Source organism: Pseudomonas sp. S30, from assembly GCF_016518545.1.
Taxonomy (GTDB): domain Bacteria; phylum Pseudomonadota; class Gammaproteobacteria; order Pseudomonadales; family Pseudomonadaceae; genus Aquipseudomonas.
Map to the genome: position 1 here is coordinate 113755 of NZ_JACVTO010000013.1, position 19799 is coordinate 133553.

Annotated in this window: 13 protein-coding genes; 4 read left to right on the top strand and 9 right to left on the bottom strand. The window is 59.5% G+C overall.

Translation table 11 applies throughout. From position 1 onward, the window contains the following. Positions 1-19: 19 nt before the first annotated feature. From IAE34_RS15780 to IAE34_RS15795, 4 genes are all read right to left on the bottom strand, one after another. Complete coding sequence (locus tag IAE34_RS15780; RefSeq protein ID WP_200139891.1) at positions 20-2587, bottom strand: TonB-dependent receptor; 2568 nt, start codon at positions 2585-2587, stop codon at positions 20-22. Between the two features lie 114 nt (positions 2588-2701). Continuing rightward, positions 2702-3655, bottom strand: coding sequence for a FecR family protein (locus IAE34_RS15785; RefSeq protein ID WP_200139892.1), 954 nt, complete (start codon positions 3653-3655; stop codon positions 2702-2704). Next, complete coding sequence (locus tag IAE34_RS15790; RefSeq protein ID WP_200139893.1) at positions 3652-4179, bottom strand: RNA polymerase sigma factor; 528 nt, start codon at positions 4177-4179, stop codon at positions 3652-3654. The genes IAE34_RS15785 and IAE34_RS15790 overlap by 4 nt, the downstream gene beginning before the upstream one ends. Before the next feature lie 85 nt (positions 4180-4264). After that, a complete protein-coding gene (locus IAE34_RS15795; RefSeq protein ID WP_200139894.1) occupies positions 4265-5284 on the bottom strand; it encodes a DUF4917 family protein in 1020 nt (339 codons plus the stop codon). A 267-nt stretch (positions 5285-5551) separates the two neighbouring features. Between IAE34_RS15795 and IAE34_RS15800 the strand changes: the two genes are divergently transcribed. After that, positions 5552-6616, top strand: a complete 1065-nt coding sequence (locus IAE34_RS15800) for a glycerophosphodiester phosphodiesterase family protein (RefSeq protein ID WP_200139895.1) — start codon at positions 5552-5554, stop codon at positions 6614-6616. Between the two features lie 42 nt (positions 6617-6658). Here the strand turns inward: IAE34_RS15800 and IAE34_RS15805 are convergent, their stop codons facing one another. Further along, positions 6659-8347 carry a SulP family inorganic anion transporter gene (locus IAE34_RS15805; protein WP_200139896.1) on the bottom strand — a complete coding sequence of 563 codons (1689 nt, stop codon included), beginning with the start codon at positions 8345-8347 and terminating at the stop codon, positions 6659-6661. Between the two features lie 423 nt (positions 8348-8770). Between IAE34_RS15805 and IAE34_RS15810 the strand changes: the two genes are divergently transcribed. After that, positions 8771-9634, top strand: coding sequence for a LysR substrate-binding domain-containing protein (locus IAE34_RS15810; protein WP_233631176.1), 864 nt, complete (start codon positions 8771-8773; stop codon positions 9632-9634). Positions 9635-9819: 185 nt separating this feature from the next. On the opposite strand, the gene IAE34_RS15815 is transcribed toward IAE34_RS15810, so the two are convergent. Beyond that, complete coding sequence (locus tag IAE34_RS15815) at positions 9820-11148, bottom strand: MFS transporter (protein WP_200139932.1); 1329 nt, start codon at positions 11146-11148, stop codon at positions 9820-9822. Positions 11149-11311: 163 nt separating this feature from the next. Beyond that, positions 11312-12325: a GlxA family transcriptional regulator gene (locus tag IAE34_RS15820; RefSeq protein ID WP_200139898.1), complete on the bottom strand. Its 1014-nt coding sequence runs from the start codon at positions 12323-12325 to the stop codon at positions 11312-11314. A 499-nt stretch (positions 12326-12824) separates the two neighbouring features. Here IAE34_RS15820 and IAE34_RS15825 point away from each other — a divergent pair, with 499 nt between their 5' ends. Beyond that, positions 12825-14060, top strand: coding sequence for an aromatic ring-hydroxylating oxygenase subunit alpha (locus IAE34_RS15825; protein ID WP_200139899.1), 1236 nt, complete (start codon positions 12825-12827; stop codon positions 14058-14060). An 847-nt stretch (positions 14061-14907) separates the two neighbouring features. Further along, positions 14908-17334 carry a DEAD/DEAH box helicase gene (locus IAE34_RS15830; protein ID WP_200139900.1) on the top strand — a complete coding sequence of 809 codons (2427 nt, stop codon included), beginning with the start codon at positions 14908-14910 and terminating at the stop codon, positions 17332-17334. 324 nt (positions 17335-17658) lie between these two features. Here the strand turns inward: IAE34_RS15830 and IAE34_RS15835 are convergent, their stop codons facing one another. Beyond that, the gene (locus IAE34_RS15835; protein ID WP_200139901.1) at positions 17659-18285 is read right to left on the bottom strand and encodes a retron system putative HNH endonuclease; all 627 of its coding nucleotides are present in this window, start codon (positions 18283-18285) and stop codon (positions 17659-17661) included. Further along, positions 18282-19754, bottom strand: coding sequence for an AAA family ATPase (locus IAE34_RS24580; RefSeq protein ID WP_200139902.1), 1473 nt, complete (start codon positions 19752-19754; stop codon positions 18282-18284). The genes IAE34_RS15835 and IAE34_RS24580 overlap by 4 nt, the downstream gene beginning before the upstream one ends. Positions 19755-19799 lie beyond the last annotated feature (45 nt).

Sequence of the window (19799 nt, forward strand, 5' to 3'; positions counted from 1 at the left end):
AGCCCCTTGCGCTTGATGCTCAGAAGAACCGCGTCACGCTGACCTTGGCGTTGCGCCCTTGCATCAGCGCGTTCTCCCCGGACAGCTCGGAGCGCCTGGACTCGTTGAACAGGTTGTCCACCGTCAGGTTCACTTCGGTGCCCTTGAGGTAGGCCTGCTGGGGTTTCCAGTTGGCGAACAGCCCGTGGATCTGGTAACTGGCATTGGCGTACTGGTCGTAGTAGCGATCGCCCAGGGCGCTGGCCGGGCCACTGTAGTAGCGGTCGCTGGGCAGGCGGTCGGTCTTGCGCACGAACTGCGCAGTCCAGCCGACACGCGCATCCCAGGCTGGAATCTTCACGCCCAGGGTGGTGATCCACTTCGGCGCGGGAATGTCCTTGGCCCACACGTCAGGACCCCATGGATTGGTGTAGGCGCCCTGGTGACGACCGGTGATCCACGAGAACGAGGCCGAGCCGAACAGGTAGGTCGAGTCGTAGAAGCTTTCGATCTCGAAGCCCTTGATCACCACGTCGCCGATGTTGCGGTAGTTGGACATCAACCCGTCGCCGCAGGTGTTGGCGATCGAGCCGCCGGTGACCAGTTGCTGCGCGCAGCCAATGCCGGTGGCCTTGAAGATTTCGTCTTCGATGTGGTTGCGAAACAGCGTGGCGCGCACCTGGGCGCTGTCGTGCGCCCAGAGCAGGTTGTCGAAGTCGAACACGCTGCCCACCCGCAGGGCGGTGATGCGCTCAGGGTCCAGGTCGCGGCTGGTGGCGGTGCGGCTGCCGGTGCCCTGGACCTCGTACTGCTCGTCCAGCACGGGCGCGCGCCAGGTCTTGCTGTAGTCGGCGAACAGGGCGGCGTTGGGCGTGACCTTCCAGAACAGCGAGAGCCTGGGCGACCAGCCGCGATAGGTCTTGGCGCTGTAGTCGTGGCCCGCGGCCGGGTTGTCGTACAGGGGCGCGTCGTTGGGCTTGCCGTCGTTGCTGACCTGGTCGTAGCGCAGCGACGGGGTGACGGTGAGGTCGCCCAGGGTGATGGCGTCCTTGAGGTAGTAGCCCTGGCTGCGCACGGTGCCGCTGGGCATGAAGTAGGGCTGGTAGTGGCCGTAGTTGTAGCGGGCAGTCTCGTACATGCCGCCAGGCATCCACATCTGCGTGTCGCGGTCGTGCTTGCGCACCTGCACGCCAGCGGTGAGGGCGTGTTCCAGGGCGGCCGTTTCGAACAGGCTGGTGTTGGTCACCGCCAGCATGCGGTCGCGGTATTCGGTGTCCATCTTGCGGCCACCGGTGGCTGGCTGGAAGAAGGCGGTGGCGTCGCGCTCGTCGGTCTGGCGGGTGTCGGAGTCGGAATACTTGATCTGCAGGTCGACCCAGCGGTTGTCCAACGGCTGGTAGTTGTAGGTGGTCGACCAGGTGGTGTCGGTGGTGTTGCGATTGGCCAGGAAGCGCTTGAGTGCAGCATCGTAGCCGTAGCGGCGGATGCTCGCCGCCGTCGGTGGCGTGGGGTAGGCGGTGGACGAAAACGGGGCCCAGCGTTCGCTCTGCGAGCGCGACCAGGAAAAGCCCAGGCTGTGCTCTTCGGTCAGGTGCAGGTTGCCCTTGAACAGCGCACCCTCCAGGTCCAGTGCGCTGTTGGGCAGGCGGGTCGGATTGATCGGGTAGCTGCCGTCGGGGTCGGGCAGCTTGCTGGCCAGCTTCATGTCGCCGCCGTCGCGCTTGGTCAGGTAGGCCAGGCCGTCGACGCGGCCATCGTCGCTGCGACCGAACAGCGCCGAGCTGTAGACCTGCTGGTGGTCGTTGCTGGCGTAGCCATACTTGAGCATGGCCCCGGTGTTACGGCCCTCCTGAAGCAGGTCACCGGCATCCTTGGTGGTCATGTTGACGCTGCCGCCGAAGCCGCCGTTGCCGGTTTCGACCGAATGCGGTCCCTTTTCCACTTCGATGTGCTTGATCAGTTCCGGCTCGATGAACACCGTGCCTTGCTGGTAGCGCTCGAAGCCGCTCTTGGTGGCGCCGTCGACGGTCATGGGCACGTCCTCGGCATCGCCCAGGCCCCAGATGTTGATGGTCTGACCTCCGGGCTTGGCCGAGCCGCCCATGTTCACCCCCGGCAGGGTGGCGATCACGCTGGGGATATTGCTGGGCTGATAGCGGTCGATCTGTTCCTGGTCCAGCGTCGAGCGGCCGACGTTCTGCGGACCGATCTGCTGACCGTCACCGACGATGCTCAAGGCGCCCAGCTGAAGGCTGTTGTCCGCCTGCCCGGGCGCGCTGGCCGACTTCGCTTCGCGTGGCCGCACCACATAGGTCTCACCCACGCGCACCAGGGTGAAGCGGCTGCCAGCCAGCAACCGAGCGATGGCTTCCTGCGGTTCGAAGCTGCCATGCAAGGCCGGCGCGTGTGCATCGCCCAGCGCCGCTTCGTCGAACAGCAACGGCACCTGCGCCTGTTGCGCCAGTTGGCTCAGGGCCTGGCCCAGCGGCTGGGCCGGCAGGTCGAAGTGCCGGGGCGCTGCCTCGGTGTTCAGGCTCATCGCCAGGCACAGGGCGAGCAGGGTGGGACGGGCAGGCAGGCTTTGCAGCGCACGCAACGCAGACGACATGGATTCCCCCAGAACGGCAAACGCCGGAAAAAATGGCCTGTCATGATCGGCAGGCGGGGAAGAAGACGCGGCGTTGGGAAAAACCCTCACCTGCGAATGATAAAAATTCTCAAATCAGTGGGCGCGGGCTTCGATGCGCAGGCGACCATCGCCGAGCAAGGTGGTTTTCACGGGCAGCAGCGCAGGCAGGGCATTGAGCAGGGCATCGGGATCGTGCACATCGAGATTGCCGGAGACCTTGTAGCGCGCCAGGCTTGGATCGGCCAGCAGCACGGGCTGCTGACGGTACAGGCTCAGTTCGTCGAGCAGGCTGCCCAGCTCGCGGTTCCTGAAGCTGACATGCCCTTCGCGCCAGTCGCCCACCCGATGCTCGCCCAGGTTCTGGCGCAGCAGGCTGCCACGGGCCGGCTCGTAGGTCACGCGTTGTCCGGCGTCGACCAGCAACGGTGCCAGGTTCTCGCCCGAAGTCTCGAAGGCGACCCGCCCATGGGCGACGCTCAAGGTCAGCTCACGCGCGCCCCGACGCAGGTCGAAGCCCGTGCCGACCACCCGCACGCGGGCGCTGCCGGCATCGACGAACAGCGGTCGTTCCTTGTCCGGGGCCACGTCGATGTAGAGCTGCCCGTGGTCCAGGCGGATCAGTCGGCGCTCGGCCGTGAAGTCCAGGTGCAAGCGAGTACGGGCGTTGACGAACAGGTGGCTGCCGTCCGGCAGTCGCACGTTGCGCAGGGTGCTGCCCGCCGCCACATCCTCGCTGATCGGGGTGCTGCCACTGCCTGGATTGCCGACCAGCAGCATGCACAGCACGGCGGCGGCGGCGGCCAGCGCCGGACGCCAGCGCGGCGTCCGTCGCAACGGCGCGGGCACGGGCTGGGTGGCCTGCTGGAGTGCGGCCAGGTCGGCCCACAATTGCTCGAACTGACGGTAGGCGCGGGCATGCTCGGGATGGCGGACCCATCGCACGAACGCCTTGCGCTCCTCGCGGGTCGGCGTATTGCGGTTGCGCGTGAACCAGCTGGCGGCCTGGTCGTCGAGCGGGCGTGGGTCGATCTCGTCGGTGAGGCTCATTGTGGCTGCTCCCTGCCATCGTCGCTGTCCAGGCACCGCTTGCAGTGCAGCAGGGCTGCGGCGATGTGCTTCTCGACCATGCTGACGGAAATGTTCATGCGTTCGGCGATTTGCGCCTGGGTCAGGCCCTCGAAGCGGTGCAGCATAAGGGCTTCTCGGCGCCGCGGCGAGAGTTCGTCGAGCACTCGGCGCAATTGTTCCAGGCGCTGTGCTTGCTGGGCATGGTCGAGCGGGTCGTCGGCAGTGGCGGTCGTGTCCGTTTCACCGTCCTGCAACACGGCCTGACGGACCTGTTGGCGGCGCCAGTGGTCGCTCAGCAAGTTACGCGCCATGCGGAACAGGAATGCCCTGGGCTGCTCGACCTTGGCGCGGTCGCGGTAGCCCAACCACTGGGCGAACACGTCCTGGGTCATGTCGGCGGCGTCGCTGGCATTGTCCATGCGCTTGCGCAGGAAATGCAGGATTTCGCCGTAGACGCCTCGAACGGTGTCGCCGTTGCCAGGATCGGGTTTGAGCCGCTGCATGCACGCTTTTCCGGGAGAACCAGGGGAAAGGGTGCGGATCTTATCGAGAATTATTCACATTTACCAGCTCGTCCGACGGCCTCCCTCAGGCACGACGGGCGTGGGCCAGTGGCACCGGCAATGCCAGTTCCGCCGCCCCGAGTGGATGGCTGGTGGCATCGAAGAAATACAGCTCGGTGCCGCTCAAGTCGGCGAAGCGCTCGGCATAGTGTCGCTTCTGGTTGAGAATCGACGCGTCGTTCAGCGGCCGGATGGCGATGCACAGGTACTTCGGCCGCGCCTCGCGGATCGCCTGCAGCAGGTGCTCGTCGCTGCTGTCCAGATGCTGACCGAACAGGCACAGGCCGTCGCCTTCGTTGGCCAGCTGGCCCAGCCCCCACGACAGGTAGTCCGACTGGCGAATGGCCCGCAGCTTGTGATCACTGCGGTCCTCGTTGATGAACAGCGGCACCTCGCCAGGGATGTTCACTGCGACCCCTTCGAGCAGTTCGCTGGCCGCGGCGCTGCGCTGGCGGGTGGTGCCGTCGGGCAGCTTGAGCAGGTGCAGGCCGCCATGCAGGTGCACGATGCGCGTGCCCGCACCGCCAGTGCGCCGCACGTCGAAGAAACCCTCGTCGTCGAACAGGCGCGCGAAGCCTTGGGGCGCGTGCTCCACGGCCCAGGGCAGGATCAGGTCGTAGTTGCTGGTGTACACCCGCTGGTAGCCGCGCAGGGCATCGCCGATGGCGCCAAGAGTGGCACTGGAGAGCAGGGCGTAGGGCGGATGCACGGCGCGGATGGCGTGGATCAGCGCTTGTTTGATCGAATAGTAGCGGTTCAGCGGAGCGGTGGAGTTGATCGCCAGCGCCGCGTTGGTGCGCACCGTGGTGTTGAGCATGCTCAGCACCGGCTCGAACAGTTCGGTGCCCAGCGATTTGAACAGCGCCTGGTCACTGATCGCCAGGCCACTCTTGCGCCCGGCCTGCTGGGCCTTTTCGAACAGCGAGTAGTAGCCGAAGGGCTTCCACAACGCGCGGCTGGCGCCGTTGCCCAGCAACAGGGCCGCGCAAGGGTGACGGGCGTGAAGATCGGCCCAGGGGGCCAGCTGGGTATCGAGAGAGGGCATCGAACTTCCGGGGACAGGGGTGAACGCGTGGACCATGGGGTCTGTCTGAAACGGGCCTGCGCGAAGGCCAGACAAGACGAAATGGGATGGGCCAGCGCAGTGTACTGGAGTGCGTGAACATTCCCAGCCCGTTTCAGACGCGTGTGAGCGAGTGCAGATCCATTTCAGACAGAGCCTAGCATGTCATCGAGTTTGTGAGAGTCTTGCACATCCAGGCAATCCCCGCGCGCCCGGTCCTGGCGGCGCGCGGCCCGAGAGGATCGAATCATGCGAATCTGCGTTCTGCCCCTGGCCTTTGCGCTGTTGTCCACATTCGACGTCCACGCCGAAGAGGGCGCGAGCCTGGCCCAGGCGTCGTCCATTCCCCACCCAGCGGTGATCGCCCACCGCGGCGCCTCCTTCGACGCCCCCGAGTCCACCACGCCGGCCTACCTGCTAGCCCGCGAGCTGGGCGCCGACTACCTGGAAATGGACCTGCAACGCACGCGCGACGACGTGCTGGTGGTGGTGCACGACGATGTGCTGACACGTACCAGCGACGTCGCCCAGCGCTTTCCCGGGCGCGAGAACAAACCGGTCAGCGACTTCACCCTGGCCGAGCTGAAATCCCTCGATGCCGGCAGCTGGTTCAACCAGGCCTATCCGCAGCGCGCGCGCAAAGCCTTCGCCGGGCAGCGCATCCTGACCCTGGACGAGGTGATCGACATCGCCGAGGGCGATCCTGATCGTCGACCAGGGCTGTACATCGAGACCAAGGTGCCCGGTCAGTTCCCTGGCATCGAGCGCCAGCTCAAGGCACGTCTCCAGGCCCGTGGCTGGCTCGACCAGCCCGGCCGGGTAATCCTGCAGACCTTCGATCGCAACAGCCTGGCGCTGCTGCATGAAGAAATGCCGCAGGTGCCGAAGATCCTGCTGTTGTGGGTCGGCAAAGGCAGCATCGAGCCGAAATCGGGCCAGGACTTCGCCGACTCGGGTGAGCAGGACAAAGCCGCTTTCTACGCTCGCCAGGCGCCGAAGGACACCCAGGAATTCCTGCGCTGGCTGGACGCGGCCAAGGCCGCTGGCGCCATCGGCACCGGACCCTCGGCGCGCCGCAGCGATCTGGGCGAGCAGAGCTACGCTGACCTGATCCAGCCGTGGATGAACCAGGCCAGCCACGCGCGTGGATTGTTGGTGCATGCCTACACCCTGGACGCGCCCGAGGATTTCGCCAAGGCCATGGCCGCCGGCGTGGACGGTCTGTTCACCAACCGCGCAGGCCAGTTGCTGCGGTTCTACAACAGGCCGGCGGTGCCGGAAGAAGCCCAGGTGCTGGACCGCCTGGGCTACTGATCGAGGCGCGACGGGTCACCGCGACTTTGCCCCAGGCATCGCTCAAACGCCGCGTCGCGCTCGGTTGCGCCAGACGCGGTACGCCCGGATCCCGGCGCGTACCGAGCCGAACAGCCGATCCTCCATTTCCCGCGCCATCCCCGATCGCACCAGCAGCCGCAGAAAGGTGCCTCGGGCGCGGGCGATGGCGAAGTGCACGCCTTGCGCCTCGAGCGTGTCACGAACCTCGCGCAGGGCCGAGATGCCGGTCACGTCGATGCTGCTCACCGCCTCGGCGTCGAACAGCACCGCCCGCGGCTCGGGCTCGCGCTGTACGGCTTCGAGCAGGCGCTGTTTGAAATAGTCGGCGTTGAAGAACAGGATCGCATCGTCGAACCGGTACACCACTAGCCCCGGCACCGTCCGCGCCTGCGGGTGCCGGCGCACGTCCACCTGGCCCTCGGTACCCGGCAGCCAGCCCAGTACCGCATCGGTCGGCTGATAGATGCTGTAGAGCAGGCGCAGGATCGCCAGGGTCACGGCGAACACGATGCCAGGCAGCACGCCCAGCCCCAGTACGCCTAGCGTGGTCAGCAGGCACAGCCAGAACTCGAAGCGGCTGAGGCGGCGAATCCTACCCAGCGACCTGACGTCGATCAGCCCCCAGCCGGCCATCAGCAGTACCGCCCCGAGCGCAGCTTGCGGAATCCAGGCCATGGGCGCGGTGAACAGCAGCAGGATCAGCGCGATCACCAGCGCGGCGATGATGCCCACTAGCTGACTCTTGCCGCCGACCATGTCGTTGACCGCCGTGCGCGAATCCGCCCCGCTGATGGCGAAGCCCTGGGAAAGGCCCGCCGCCAGGTTGCTCACGCCCAGGGCGACGAACTCGTGGTTGGCGTTGATCGCATAGCCATGGCGCGCGGCGAAGCTGCGCGCGGTGAGCATGGCACTGCAGAAACTGACCGTGGCGATGCCCAGCGCATCGCGCAGCAGGCTCTTGGCTTCGTCCAGGCTGCTCTGCGGCCAGCGCAGTTCGGGCATGCCGGCAGGTACCGGTCCAAGCACGGCCACGCCGAATCGGTCCAGGCCGAACAGGGCCGCCAGCAGGGTGAACACCGCGACGGTGACCAGTGCCGCCGGCAGCCTCGGGTAGCGCCGGGGCAGCCAGATCAGCGAGGCCAGCGCGCTCAGACCCAAGAGCAGCGTCAGCCAGTGGATCTCGCCCAGGCGTTCGAGCAGATTCATCAGGCTGAGGATGAAGCCGTCGCCCTCGACGCTGAAACCGACCACCTTGGACAGCTGACCCGCGATCAGGCTCAGGCCGATGCCATTGAGGTAGCCGATCAGGATCGGCCGCGAGAAGAAGCTGGCGATGAAGCCTGCGCGCGCCAGCCCTGCGGCGATCAGCATCACCCCGACCAGGAGCGTGACGAGCACCGCCAGTTCGGCGATGCGCTGCGGGTCACCCAAGGCCAGCGGCGCCACGGCACCGGCGATCATGGCGCACGTGGCTGCATCAGGGCCGACCATCAACTGCCGTGAACTGCCGATCAGCGCATACACCACCATGGGTGCGATGCACGCATACAGGCCGTACTGCGGCGGCAGGCCGACGATCTGGGCATAGGCGATGGCGATGGGAATCTGGATCGCCGCGACCGACAGACCTGCTTGCAGGTCGGCCCTGAACCATTCGCGGCGGTAACGCAGGAGGTTGGCCAGGCCTGGCAGCCAACGGGATAGAAACATGGGCAGTCCTTTGATGTGTCTCGGTGCAACGCCTGGTATGCACCTCGAACCACTTGGCTGGCAAGTGCTGCGGTGAGTGCTTGTTCCAACGTCTCCCACGGGAGAGGGCACTGGCTGCTTCAAGAGAACCCTGGAACTGCACGTCGAGGCGAAGTTTTCCTTCGAGATGATCTCATGCAAGCCTGATGAGGTGGGCCGATCGACTCGGCAGCGCATTCGCATCTGCCAAGCGGCGAGGTGCAGGGCGCACCGAGCCTGAACGCTTGATACCCCTGGGTTAAGCCGGTGCTGTCATCCAGTTGATTTATCTGCCAATGTTAGCGGCGGCGCTGGCCTGAGCGTCGAATCATGTCAGGACGTCGCATGACAACAACAATAGAGGTTGGCAGCACTCACGGCGGGTACCGACGGATCATCCCGTCCATGACCGCGCTTGTGGAGTTCGAAGCGGTTGCTCGCAACAGCAGCATCACAGTCGCCGCTCGCGAGCTCGGGGTGACCCAGGCTGCCGTGAGCAAACAGATCAGGATCCTCGAGGAGAGCATCGGCGTTCAGCTCTTCCAGCGTCATCACCGAGGCGTTCGTCTGACCAGTGAGGGGCAGACGTTGTTTGCGGTGATGTCGGAATCGCTACAGAAGGTCGCGGCGGTGTTCGATCGCCTCTGCGAGGGTCGCAGCGAGCAGCAGTTGGTACTCAGCACCACCGCGACGTTTTCGCATCTGCGGGTCATGCCTCGTTTGCATAGCCTCCAATCGGCCCTGCCCCATGTACGCTTGCGGCTGGCCACGCAGATGTTCACCGGGGATCTGCGTAACCATGACGTGGACTTGACGGTGCGCTACGGCAACGGCAAGTGGGTGGATGGCAGCGCGCTTCATCTGTTTGACGAGGAAGTTTTCCCGGTGTGTTCTGCGACGTGGCTTGCTCGCAATTCGCTGCCTTCGTCCCTCGAGGAGCTCTACAGTGCAGATCTGATCGACGCGGAGGCCACCAGCGAGGGCTGGATGACTTGGCCCACCTGGTTTCGGGCACTGGGCGCGAACCCACCAAAACTCGATTATCGTCTGCACTGCCACTTGTATACAGACACCATTCAAGCCGCACTCCACGGGCATGGCGTTGCGCTGGGTTGGGGGCGCATGCTCGATCATCTGCTGGCATCGGGCGAACTGGTGCGCTTGACCGATCTTGTGGTCAAGCCCAGGGAAGCGTACTACCTGGTCGTCCCCCAAGGGCGCGCTACCACCGACACGATCATGAGCCTCGCACAATGGTTACGTAGCTAGACGCGGCTCTATGGCTGCCAATCGAGAATTGGCACCGTCGCCTGCCACGCGTGATGATCTGAACCCAGCCGGCTAATGGAGAGCATGGCGACTTCCTGATACCCGTCGGGCCGATGGCGTTGTAGACCCTGTCGACCAGGCCGGCGCGCTCGCGAAGGGTGTGGAGGGTTTCCGGCACGTTCACGTTAGCCAAGCGATGCCGCCTGCTGGAGATTCAGTAAGCGTGTTTCCGGGGCCAGCCTCCAGGACATGAGCAGGCCGAAAAAGGTGATCCCTGCGGCCACGTACATCGTCTGTGCGACGCCCAGCGAGGCCAGCGAAACGGGCACCAGATAGGTGCCGACGGCTGCGCCAATACGGGAGATCGAGGTGCCCGCGCCAACCGCGAAAGCGCGGATTTCAGTAGGGAAAATCTCGTTCGGATATACAAGGGTGAGCACCTGTGCACCACCGATGAACAGCGCATAGATGGCGAAGAAAGTCAGGATCCAGGCCCCGGCATCGTCATTCGACGCGCCCAGGCCCAACAAGGCGAGGCCCGATACGGCGAAGCTGCCGAGCAGCAAGTTGCGGCGCCCAATCACGTTGATGAGCCTGGTCGATACGATGCAGCCTACGACGAAGAAGAGGGTGATCAGGATTGCGCCGATCGAGACATCGTCGCCTTTGACGTCCATCGCTGCCAGTACTTTGGGAGCAAAGGCGTAGACGGCAAAGAGGGGCACGATGCAGCACGTCCAGAATACGATGATGAACAGCATTCGCTTGGCATAGCCCGAGTAGATCAGGCTCCACACGTTGATCTTGTAGTTAGGGCTTTCTTCCGGAAGATTCTTCAGGGAGAACGCGTTGCCATAAACACGTTTTACGACCTGCTCGGCCTCCTGATCGCGCCCCTTGTTCAGTAGCCACCGTGGCGACTCCGGAGTGCCCAAGCGGACGATGAACAGGGCCAGGCCGATGATTGCCGAACTGGCCAATACCCAACGCCAGGCTTGCTCACCCCCTGTGCGCACTATCAGCTCACCCACTATGTAGGCAGCCGCAGCGCCGGCGAACCATAGAATCGTCAGCATCGCCAGGCGTGGGCCGCGATACTTCTTCGGCATGAACTCCACCAGCAGCGATGTGGCGACGGGGTACTCGATGCCTACTGCAATGCCAATGACAAGACGCAGAATGAAGATCGCTTCAGCTGAATCAGCCCAGAACTGAGCGACAGAGGCGAGAATGAAAAGGGTGGGCCCCACGAAAAACAAGCGCTTGCGGCCCAGTCGGTCAGTCAGCCATCCGCCAAGAAACCCACCGAAAAAGATGCCGATCAACGCAGATGCAGCGATCAGACCCTCCCAAAAGCTGCCCAGGGAAAGCGAGGTGGCGATGTGCGTAAGCGCCACACCAATAATGCTCAGAACATAGCCATCGACGAAGGAGCCTCCGCCGGAGCGTAACGTAAGCAGCTTATGGAAGTTGTTGAGCGGTACATCTTCTATTGAGATATTAGGACTTGTCATTTTTCTCTCCTGATAAAAGACTTTTGACGCTGGCAGCGCAACGCAGAGCTCGTCCACCAAAGTGCAAGCGCTCATCGATTTGCCCATCCAGCGCAGCGCGATAGCGGTTTTGAATCTGTCGAAGGTTGGCAGCGGTCACCGGAGTTATCAGAAAGGCTGATCGCTAGATCTCGTACCGGATTTCCTTTGAAGGTGGGTGCCCGAAAAAGGCACTGTATGACCTGCTGAAATGGGTACACGAAACGAAGCCGCATGCGATCGACACATCGAAGATCGAGGCATTGGAGTTCTGTATGAGCCGGCGAGCTTCAGTGATCCTGAGCTGGAAGTAGTACTTTTGAGGCGTGGTGTTCAGCTGATCTCTGAATAGCCTCTGAATTTGCCTGACTGACAAGCCGACGACCTGAGCGAGCTGTTCGGGACTCAGTGTGTCTTCGAGATTGGTTTCCATCAGCGCTATGATGTCCCTTAGCGCTTTACTGACTTTCGGCTGCTGCGGTTTCTGAAAACTTCGGTGCTTGCTCTGCTCGGAGTCGAGCGTGTCCAACACCGCATCGGCAAGAGCAGGGCTTGAGCCATACCCCAGCCAACGAATCATCATATCGAAAGCACCCGTCGGAGTGGCCGAGGTCATTCTGTTGCGATCAAACACCAAGGCGTCACGAGAGACGTTGGCATAGGGCGCACGCTCAGCGAGCGCTGTGCGCTGTTCAGCGTGGATCGCGCAGCGATAGCCATCCAGCAGCCCTGCCGCTGCCAAGTACCACGCGCCGTTCCAAAGGCCGCCGAGGGCGATCGGTAGCCTCGATATCTTCTTGAGCAGAGACGACAGCCAAGCAGGTAGCTTACGGGCGGCGCGAAGGCCCCCGCAAATGATCATCAGGTCCAGGTCAGACAGGCGGATATCCGTCAGCGGGGTATCCGGGGGGATCGGGATGCCCAGATCGCTCATGATTTCAGCGTGGTTGTGGCTGAACGTGTGCACCCGTACTGCGCCGGGGCAGAGAAGATTGGCGGTGACCAGAACATCCAATGCCTGGGTGAAGCAGGGCAACGAGAAATTTTCGAGCAGCAGGAAGCCTACTCGGGATGTTTTGCGCTCGCTTTGCGTTTGGGTAATGAAGCCCAGATTGCGGTCGGCGAATGTACGGCTAAATTCTCTTGTAATTGTTTTCATTGGGGCAACCCAGCAGCCCAAGCCCAATGCTTGACCCACTTATCGAATTGAATCGCTTCAACGTGAACGCGATTGACTCATCAGCTTTGGCAAGGAGTCGAAAAATCACGTCGAGGATGTACAGAAACCCTGTAGAACCTTTTTAACATACGGTCGGGCGTCAGGAACTGTCCAGTGAGTTCTGTGAAAAAATATGACCTAACTTTAAGTTATGTCTTGGGTAATTTTTGTACCGATGCAAACATTTTTTTCGCTGCGTACTATGTGTTGGTAGGCCTATGTGCAGCGGTTGAGGAACGGTACGAAGAATGTCGCTTTGAAAATTTAGTTTGAGTGGCTGTCGGTCATTGGCTTGCCCGTTGTACAAGCTCAACGGCCGTTCGATATGAATCAAGGAGCATTAAACTCACGAGTCCAGCTCCGAAGATGGCTATCTACAAGAATAATGTTTTAGTCATTTGTGTCCGTCGATAACGGCACGGCCGCATGGAGGATAATAATGAACAGCAACGAATCCGTCATTAGCCTGATCAAGCAACGCAAGCCTCGCCATGTGTTGCCCCGTGAGCTTTATTTCGATCCTGAGGTATATCGCCAGGATCTCGAGCACATCTGGCATAAAGACTGGGTGTTCGCTGGCCACACCTTCGAAATTCCAAAGACCGGTCAATATTTCACTCTACAGATCGGCGACTACCCAGTGGCGGTTGTGCGTGGCAAGGATGGTGAAGTTCGAGCCTTCCATAACGCTTGCCGCCATCGTGGCGCCAAGGTCTGCGAGCAGGCGAGTGGCAAGGTGGCCAAGCTGGTCTGCCCCTATCACAAGTGGACGTTCGAGCTCGACGGCAACCTGATCTACGCTGGCAACATGGGCGCCGACTTCGATCGCTCGAACTACGGCCTGAAGACCGTTCATGTCGAGGTGGTACACACCTACATCTATGTCTGCGTCGCCGAGAAAGCGCCAGACTTCTCCAGCTTCCGTACCGCCGTCACCCCTTTCATCGCGCCGCACTTTCTGGAAAACGCCAAGGTGGCCTTCGAGTCGAATCTGATCGAGAAGGGCAACTGGAAGCTAGTGTTCGAAAACAACCGCGAGTGCTACCACTGCGACGGTACTCACCCTGAGCTGCTCAACTCCTTCGTCGAGAATCTGTCGGTCGCAGGCGTTGGCGGTGATGACGATCCAGAGCTTGTCGCTCATTGGGATCGCTGCGAGGCGGCTGGCATGCCGAGCCGACTGAACATGGATCCGATGGGGCGCTTCCGCATGACTCGCATTCCGCTTTCCGCCGGCGCTGTCAGCTACACGATGGATGGCAAGCCTGGGGTGAATGGCCGACTGGACCAGAGCGGTGAGCCGGACATCGGTGCTCTGCTGTACTTCAACTACCCCTCTACCTGGAACCACTTCCTCGGCGACCATGCGTTGAGTTTCCGTGTTCTGCCGATCGGGCCGGGCGAAACCCTGGTGACTACCAAATGGCTGGTACCGGAGTCTGCAGTCGAAGGCGTCGACTACGATCTGGATCGACTCACCAAGGTCTGGTTGGCGACCAACGACCAGGATCGTCGTCTGGTTGAAGGTACCTTCGCTGGAGTCTCTTCTCCTGCCTATGAGCCTGGGCCGTTTTCCGAAAACGCCGAGAATGGAGTCTGTCAATTCGACGACTGGTACTGCGCGACCCTGCTGGAGCGCCTCGAGGGCCGTCCCCAGTTGAAGTCGGTAGGCTGAGCCATCTATCGCAACGACGCCTTCGGACGTCGTTCTTGCTCTCCTGGGCGGCAACGCTGGAGTGATCAGTTCACTTCATTTCGAGCATGCTCAATTGCCGAGCAGAATCGAGAATGATGAGAATCGAGACTTGTCTGGCAGGTATCGAAGGTGTGTCGACGGGCGTTCTGATATGACAGGAATGCGTCGTCGATGACGAAGCGATGCGCGCGCATTCTGGCGGATTTCGCAGCCTGAAGTCGCTGTGCCAGCGAGGCGAATCCGAGGCGCGAGGGGCGTTGAAGCCGGCGCTAGTGCCTGGAAAGGATGAGAGTGACTAACTTGGAAGGTGGAGCGGGTAGAGGGAATCGAACCGTTATTGGATATTTCCCGCCTGAAGCGTGTATCCGTGTAGTGATTCCCTTCCCCTGCGACCCGGTTTTACGGGCGAATAGCTCTCTTTTTCACTGTGCACCATGGTGCACCTTGAAATCCATCACCCCACGGAACGATAAACAAGGAATCGGTCGCTCAATCCTGATGCTTTCAAAGCAGCGCATGGCAAGGTCGACAGGGTAGCTCGATTGCGAGTCAAGCGGAGCTCGGAGAGTACGATGCGGTTATCTTCGGCACCCCGACCGGTGTCGACCCTTTGGACGTCGCGTCCACTTGCATCAGGTGGAGCAAGCTGTCAGAGGAGGCTCCGACTCCTCACAATTAATCGTTGATGCTGAGATCCAATCCGACGAACATGAGCCGCTAAAGCTCAACGGCGATTGGGAGGTAAACAAGGATGGTGGACTTCAACAAACTCAGATCGCAATCTCAGCGACCTGCACCGATAGATCCCCTGGAAATCTTCAGGCGCATGCCCAAGCCGCAAGGCATCAATGATCTTTACACCAGTCAAGCTGAGGTGCTGGAGGCCTGGTTCAAGCGCAAGGACGAGCGTGACACGGTGGTCAAGCTCCATACCGGGGGAGGAAAGACTCTAGTGGGGCTGCTGATAGCTCAGTCGACCTTGAATGATCTGAAAGAGCCTGTGCTGTATCTGGCTCCGACTACACAGTTAGTCAAGCAGACCCTGGAGAAAGCAAAATCGCTTGGGATTCTCGCTGTCTCATATACCCGAGGGCAGCCGCTGCACGATGACTTTGTAAATGGCAAAGCGGTGATGGTCGCGTCGTACAAAGCCTTATTCAACGGCCATAGCAAGTTTGGGGTTCGTGGGGGGCGGATGCCCATTAAAGTGGGTGCAGTAATCCTCGATGACGCCCATGTAGCATTTTCTGTTGTGCGCGAGTCGTTCACTCTTGAGGTCTCCTCTGAGGCTGACAAGGAAACGTATAACGCGCTGTGCACCTTATTCCGTAACGCCTTTCGAGAAATTGATCGACTGGGAACCTTTGACGATACCGTTTCGGGGCTCAACAACGGCGTCGTGGAAGTACCTTATTGGGCCTGGAATGAGCAGTTGGACACCGTAAGGGGAATGTTGCGTGGTAACGGCGAGGACGTTCCGTTTGCTTGGCCATTACTGCGGGACAATCTGCACCTGTGCCATGCCCTGATCAGTAGCAAAGCATTCACTGTTACGACTGTCCTGCCCCAGGTGAACAATTTCCCCACATTTGCTGATGCTCCCCGGCGAATCTATATGTCGGCGACCATCGCTGACGATAGCGAAATTGTCCGTACGTTCGACGCCGATCCTCAGCATGTGAACAACGCGTTGGCCTCTAGATCTCTCGCAGGGATCAGTGAGCGGATGATCCTGATCCCAAGCCTGATGCAGTTCGATTTCGATGCTCAAAGCGTCGCTAAATCCATTCTCAAGCAAGTCGCTGCGATGAACCTTGGGGCTGTGGTATTGGTGCATGCCAATTATGCTGCAAAGGCATGGGATGGCACTGCTCAATTCGCCGAAGGCTCAGACCAAGTTGAAAATGCAATTGAGGCACTTCAATCCCGCAGAACCAGTGGGCCAGTCGTATTTGCCAACCGTTACGATGGGATCGATTTACCTGGCGATTCATGCAGAATCCTGGTGATGGAAGGGCTTCCCTCCGGGACGTCTGATTATGAGCTCCTGCGAGCTGCCACTCTGTACGGCGGGGCTACCATCAGTCGCATGCTAGCGCAGCGCATAGAGCAAGGTATCGGACGCGGAGCGCGTGGAGCGGGTGACCATTGCGTAGTGCTGCTTCTTGGTTCTGATTTGGCAGGTTGGATTGCCAAGGAAGCGAACTTCAAGTTGCTTACGAGTGCGACCCGAGCACAGCTCGAAATGGGGTCGACGGTCAGCAAGGAAGTCAGTGACGTTAACGATTTGGGAAATACAATCGGGCTCAGCATCAACCGGAACACTGAATGGGTTGAATACCATGCCGCCACGCTCGCGGAAAACGTGGGGCCGGAAGCGCCAGATCCGAAGCGGTTCGATACGGCGTCGACGGAGCGCAAAGCTTTTAACCTCTGGGCGGATGGCTGTTATGACAAGGCCATCGCTCGCTTGGATCAGGTAGCAGGAGCCCAGGACGCGGTTGATGACCAAACACGCGGTTGGCTGTACCAGTTGGCAGGCCGAATAGCGAACAACTGGGGACAAGCCGAGCGCAGTGACGAGCTCCAACGATCGGCATTTTCGGCGAACCGTAACCTTCTACGTCCGCGCACCTCATCACCCTACCGACCCCTCCCTACTCCCGGTGCGCAGGGCGCAGCGATTGCATCTCAGCTGCGTGGATATCGGATGAGACGTGGTTTGCTTCAACGTTTCGAGCAGGTGGTATCTAGGTTGAACAGCAACGCTTCTGCCGCCCAGTTTGAGCAGGCGCTTGCAGACCTCGGTGGCTTGATAGGTCTTTCTACCGAACGCCATGACGTCGGTGGGGAGGGGCCTGATGTTCTTTGGCTTCTACCCAACAAGGCTGCTCTGATCCTGGAAGCAAAAAGTCGCAAGCTGGACAGAAACCCTTTAACCAAGGAGGAGCATGGTCAGCTCCTGGTCGCAGAACAGTGGTTCGTTCAAAACTACCCCGGATACTCAAGTCTCCGTGTAGTTGTGCACCCTACGAACAAGGCGACCGCAGCAGCGTCAGCACACGAAAGCTATGCCCTTACGCTTGATCGGCTGAATCAACTGGTTGCAAATTCCCGGGTGTTGCTGAGAGAGCTCTGCGAGTCTCAGTTGACCGATATTGAGCTTGAAGGGCATTGCCAGCATTTAATCGAGCACTCGCAGATACGTGCGGACAGATTGGCCAACTACTTAGTGCCTTTTGTGGAAGGGTAGTGGATATCCACGCAAGGTACGTCTGGAATCGGTGGACGGCGGGCGCATGGTGCGTCAGCCGGTCGCCCAAGTCGAAGGTTCAGTAGGCTGGTGGCCCTGACCAGCACCCGCATTATTAACCAAGACGTCGATCCGCTTGCGAGTCTCCGAGGGGGAATCAGTACAGTTCCCCCCAGCTCCGCAGGCTGGTCATATCCAGCGGGGCAGAGCTTGGTAAACGGGGAGTCGGATGTCGCGTTGGCGTTAATATGCAGCGACCAAAGGCGCATAGGGCACCTTTTGCTTTTGAAAACTGGGGGGCTCAATCCATCATCAAGATGGCTTCTAGTCGTTCATCTTCAACAGCCGTGTCTCAATGGCGGCTCTTGCATTTTCCAGAAGCGCACGATGGTGGCCATACAAGTCTGCCGCGTCCTCGTCATGGAGATAGTCTTTAGCTCGCTGTTTGGAGCGCTCCGTGGTAGAGAGCTCAAACACATCGATGGTTTTCTTGCCTTTAGGCGAGCCGTTACGCTCTTGAATTAAAACCTTAACATCTTCCGATGTATATGTGATGTGCTCATCGGCGTCATCAAAGTAAGGATGTACGAATGAAAATTGCGATCGTCGATAGCTGCTTCCTTTGACCAGTATTGGGTCAAAAGTTTTTTTAAGGTCGGTGTTGCACGTATAGCATGATAAAACTAAATTGGTAGGCCAAAACATCCACTCCGCATACGATTCCTTAGGAGCTATATGGTCTCTGTGAGGCCGTTTTTCGAACAGGCGGCAGCCGCAGTAAGCGCAACGCCTCTTCTGCTCGATAAGCATGAGTCTCGTCATTTCTTGTTTGAAATCTTTAGTCGCCTGTTTTCCATGGCCCCATGGGTCTTTGGCCTTGGTTGTAATTGCATACCGTTTTAATTCTTTGACCAGCTTCCATCCATAGGAGGGGACTGTGAATTTTTTCAATTTAGACGCTCCATGTAAGACTGTACTTCCTTAACTACTAGTGCCAGAGGTTCAATGTCGTTGTAGTTAATGCGAGAGATCTTGGTCATGAAGCCGTTGAGAAAATCTTTATCTTTCCCCCCGTCTTGGATGTGCTTAAGTACGGCGCTCAGCTCTCTGGTCAGGTGGTAATTTGACGCAGACGGGATTTGCAGAACGTTATACAAGACAGATTCGGAACCCCAACCCTCAAATACGCCATCTTGAACCTCGACGACTATATGATCCGATTTGCGTCCCAGCGTGACAATACTGGCAAGTCCATGCGCTACGCTTGACAGCATATGAGGCGAGTGGGTGGCGATAATAACGTGGCTCCGAGGGGCTCCTGCTAAGGACTTTTGTAACAATTCCACGTAACGCTGTTGCCAAACCACATTGAGGCTCACCTCTGGTTCATCAATCACCACTAGGCTTCCAGGGGTCGCGTAGGCAATGACTTTCGCGCCGACTGACAGCAAATTTTGCTGCCCTGAACTTAACTCCTCAAAGCCCAACCACGAACTGGCCTCAAACAAAAGGCTTGGCCACACAGAAATACCCGCGCGACTTGCAGCTGAAAAACCAATCACAAGTCTACTCAGATTAGATTTGTCCTGCTCTGAAAGTGTAACTAGTCTCAATACGGCTCTCTCGACTTTAGAGCTGAGTTGAGTATGAATATGATTGTCCAGTAGAGTGAATAACTCCCCAATATGGCCTGCCATGGCTGACAGCTCCTCACCGCTGATCATGTCAGCCCTTCTTGAGCCCAAGCGACGCTCTAGCCGCTCTTGTACATATACGACCTTGTCAGGGTGTTTGAGGAATTTCCGTATTTCCTGAAGCTTACGTCTGTTGAATCCAAATGCGATCTCCCTGCCATTACCGAAGACCATATCAATCCATGACCCAAATGCTTTCAGACGCGTGCTATCGGCAAGCATTCGTATAACCGATTCAGCCACCGCTCTGTCGGTTGATCCCGTCGTGGTCAGATTGCTCGCTTGTCTGACTCCTAGGTAATGATAGAATTGATCTTCGTCGATGCTATCTTGACGATAAGGGAACTTGTCGATCACTAGGTTAGAAATGGCTAGGATTCTTGATGGGAAGTGTGGTGTAGATAGATTTTTGTCTTTGGAGTGTTGGGGCGGCGTCTCATCTGAGACACCATTTGCCCTCGCCACTATTTCAAGGCATGGCAGGTTGTGTAAGCCTGATAGTTGGCGATGATATTTTTCTTCAATTGAGTTTTGTGAATGCCGCTCATTAAAGGCTTCTACTAGGCTGGCCAGCATACGGCTTTTGCCAGTGCCATTAGCTCCAACGATAAAGGTGATGTGCGTTTTCTTTGGGTTGGCTTTCTCGCCAATAAACTTAACATACCCGTCAGAGCCGTCTCCGAAGTCAAAGCGAGCGCTTTCTAGCAAATATGATTGTGTTTTCACTTGCAGACATCCTTGTATATAAGTAGTGGAAAATGCTACCTGTGT

Excerpts from the sequence above, each read along its gene's own strand:
- IAE34_RS15815 (WP_200139932.1), bottom strand. The coding sequence starts at position 11,148 with ATGACAAGTCCTAATATCTCAATAGAAGATGTACCGCTCAACAACTTC.
- IAE34_RS15825 (WP_200139899.1), top strand. The coding sequence starts at position 12,825 with ATGAACAGCAACGAATCCGTCATTAGCCTGATCAAGCAACGCAAGCCT.
- IAE34_RS15800 (WP_200139895.1), top strand. The coding sequence starts at position 5,552 with ATGCGAATCTGCGTTCTGCCCCTGGCCTTTGCGCTGTTGTCCACATTC.
- IAE34_RS15780 (WP_200139891.1), bottom strand. The coding sequence starts at position 2,587 with ATGTCGTCTGCGTTGCGTGCGCTGCAAAGCCTGCCTGCCCGTCCCACC.
- IAE34_RS15820 (WP_200139898.1), bottom strand. The coding sequence starts at position 12,325 with ATGAAAACAATTACAAGAGAATTTAGCCGTACATTCGCCGACCGCAAT.
- IAE34_RS15790 (WP_200139893.1), bottom strand. The coding sequence starts at position 4,179 with ATGCAGCGGCTCAAACCCGATCCTGGCAACGGCGACACCGTTCGAGGC.
- IAE34_RS15785 (WP_200139892.1), bottom strand. The coding sequence starts at position 3,655 with ATGAGCCTCACCGACGAGATCGACCCACGCCCGCTCGACGACCAGGCC.
- IAE34_RS15805 (WP_200139896.1), bottom strand. The coding sequence starts at position 8,347 with ATGTTTCTATCCCGTTGGCTGCCAGGCCTGGCCAACCTCCTGCGTTAC.
- IAE34_RS15810 (WP_233631176.1), top strand. The coding sequence starts at position 8,771 with ATGACCGCGCTTGTGGAGTTCGAAGCGGTTGCTCGCAACAGCAGCATC.
- IAE34_RS15830 (WP_200139900.1), top strand. The coding sequence starts at position 14,908 with ATGCCCAAGCCGCAAGGCATCAATGATCTTTACACCAGTCAAGCTGAG.
- IAE34_RS15795 (WP_200139894.1), bottom strand. The coding sequence starts at position 5,284 with ATGCCCTCTCTCGATACCCAGCTGGCCCCCTGGGCCGATCTTCACGCC.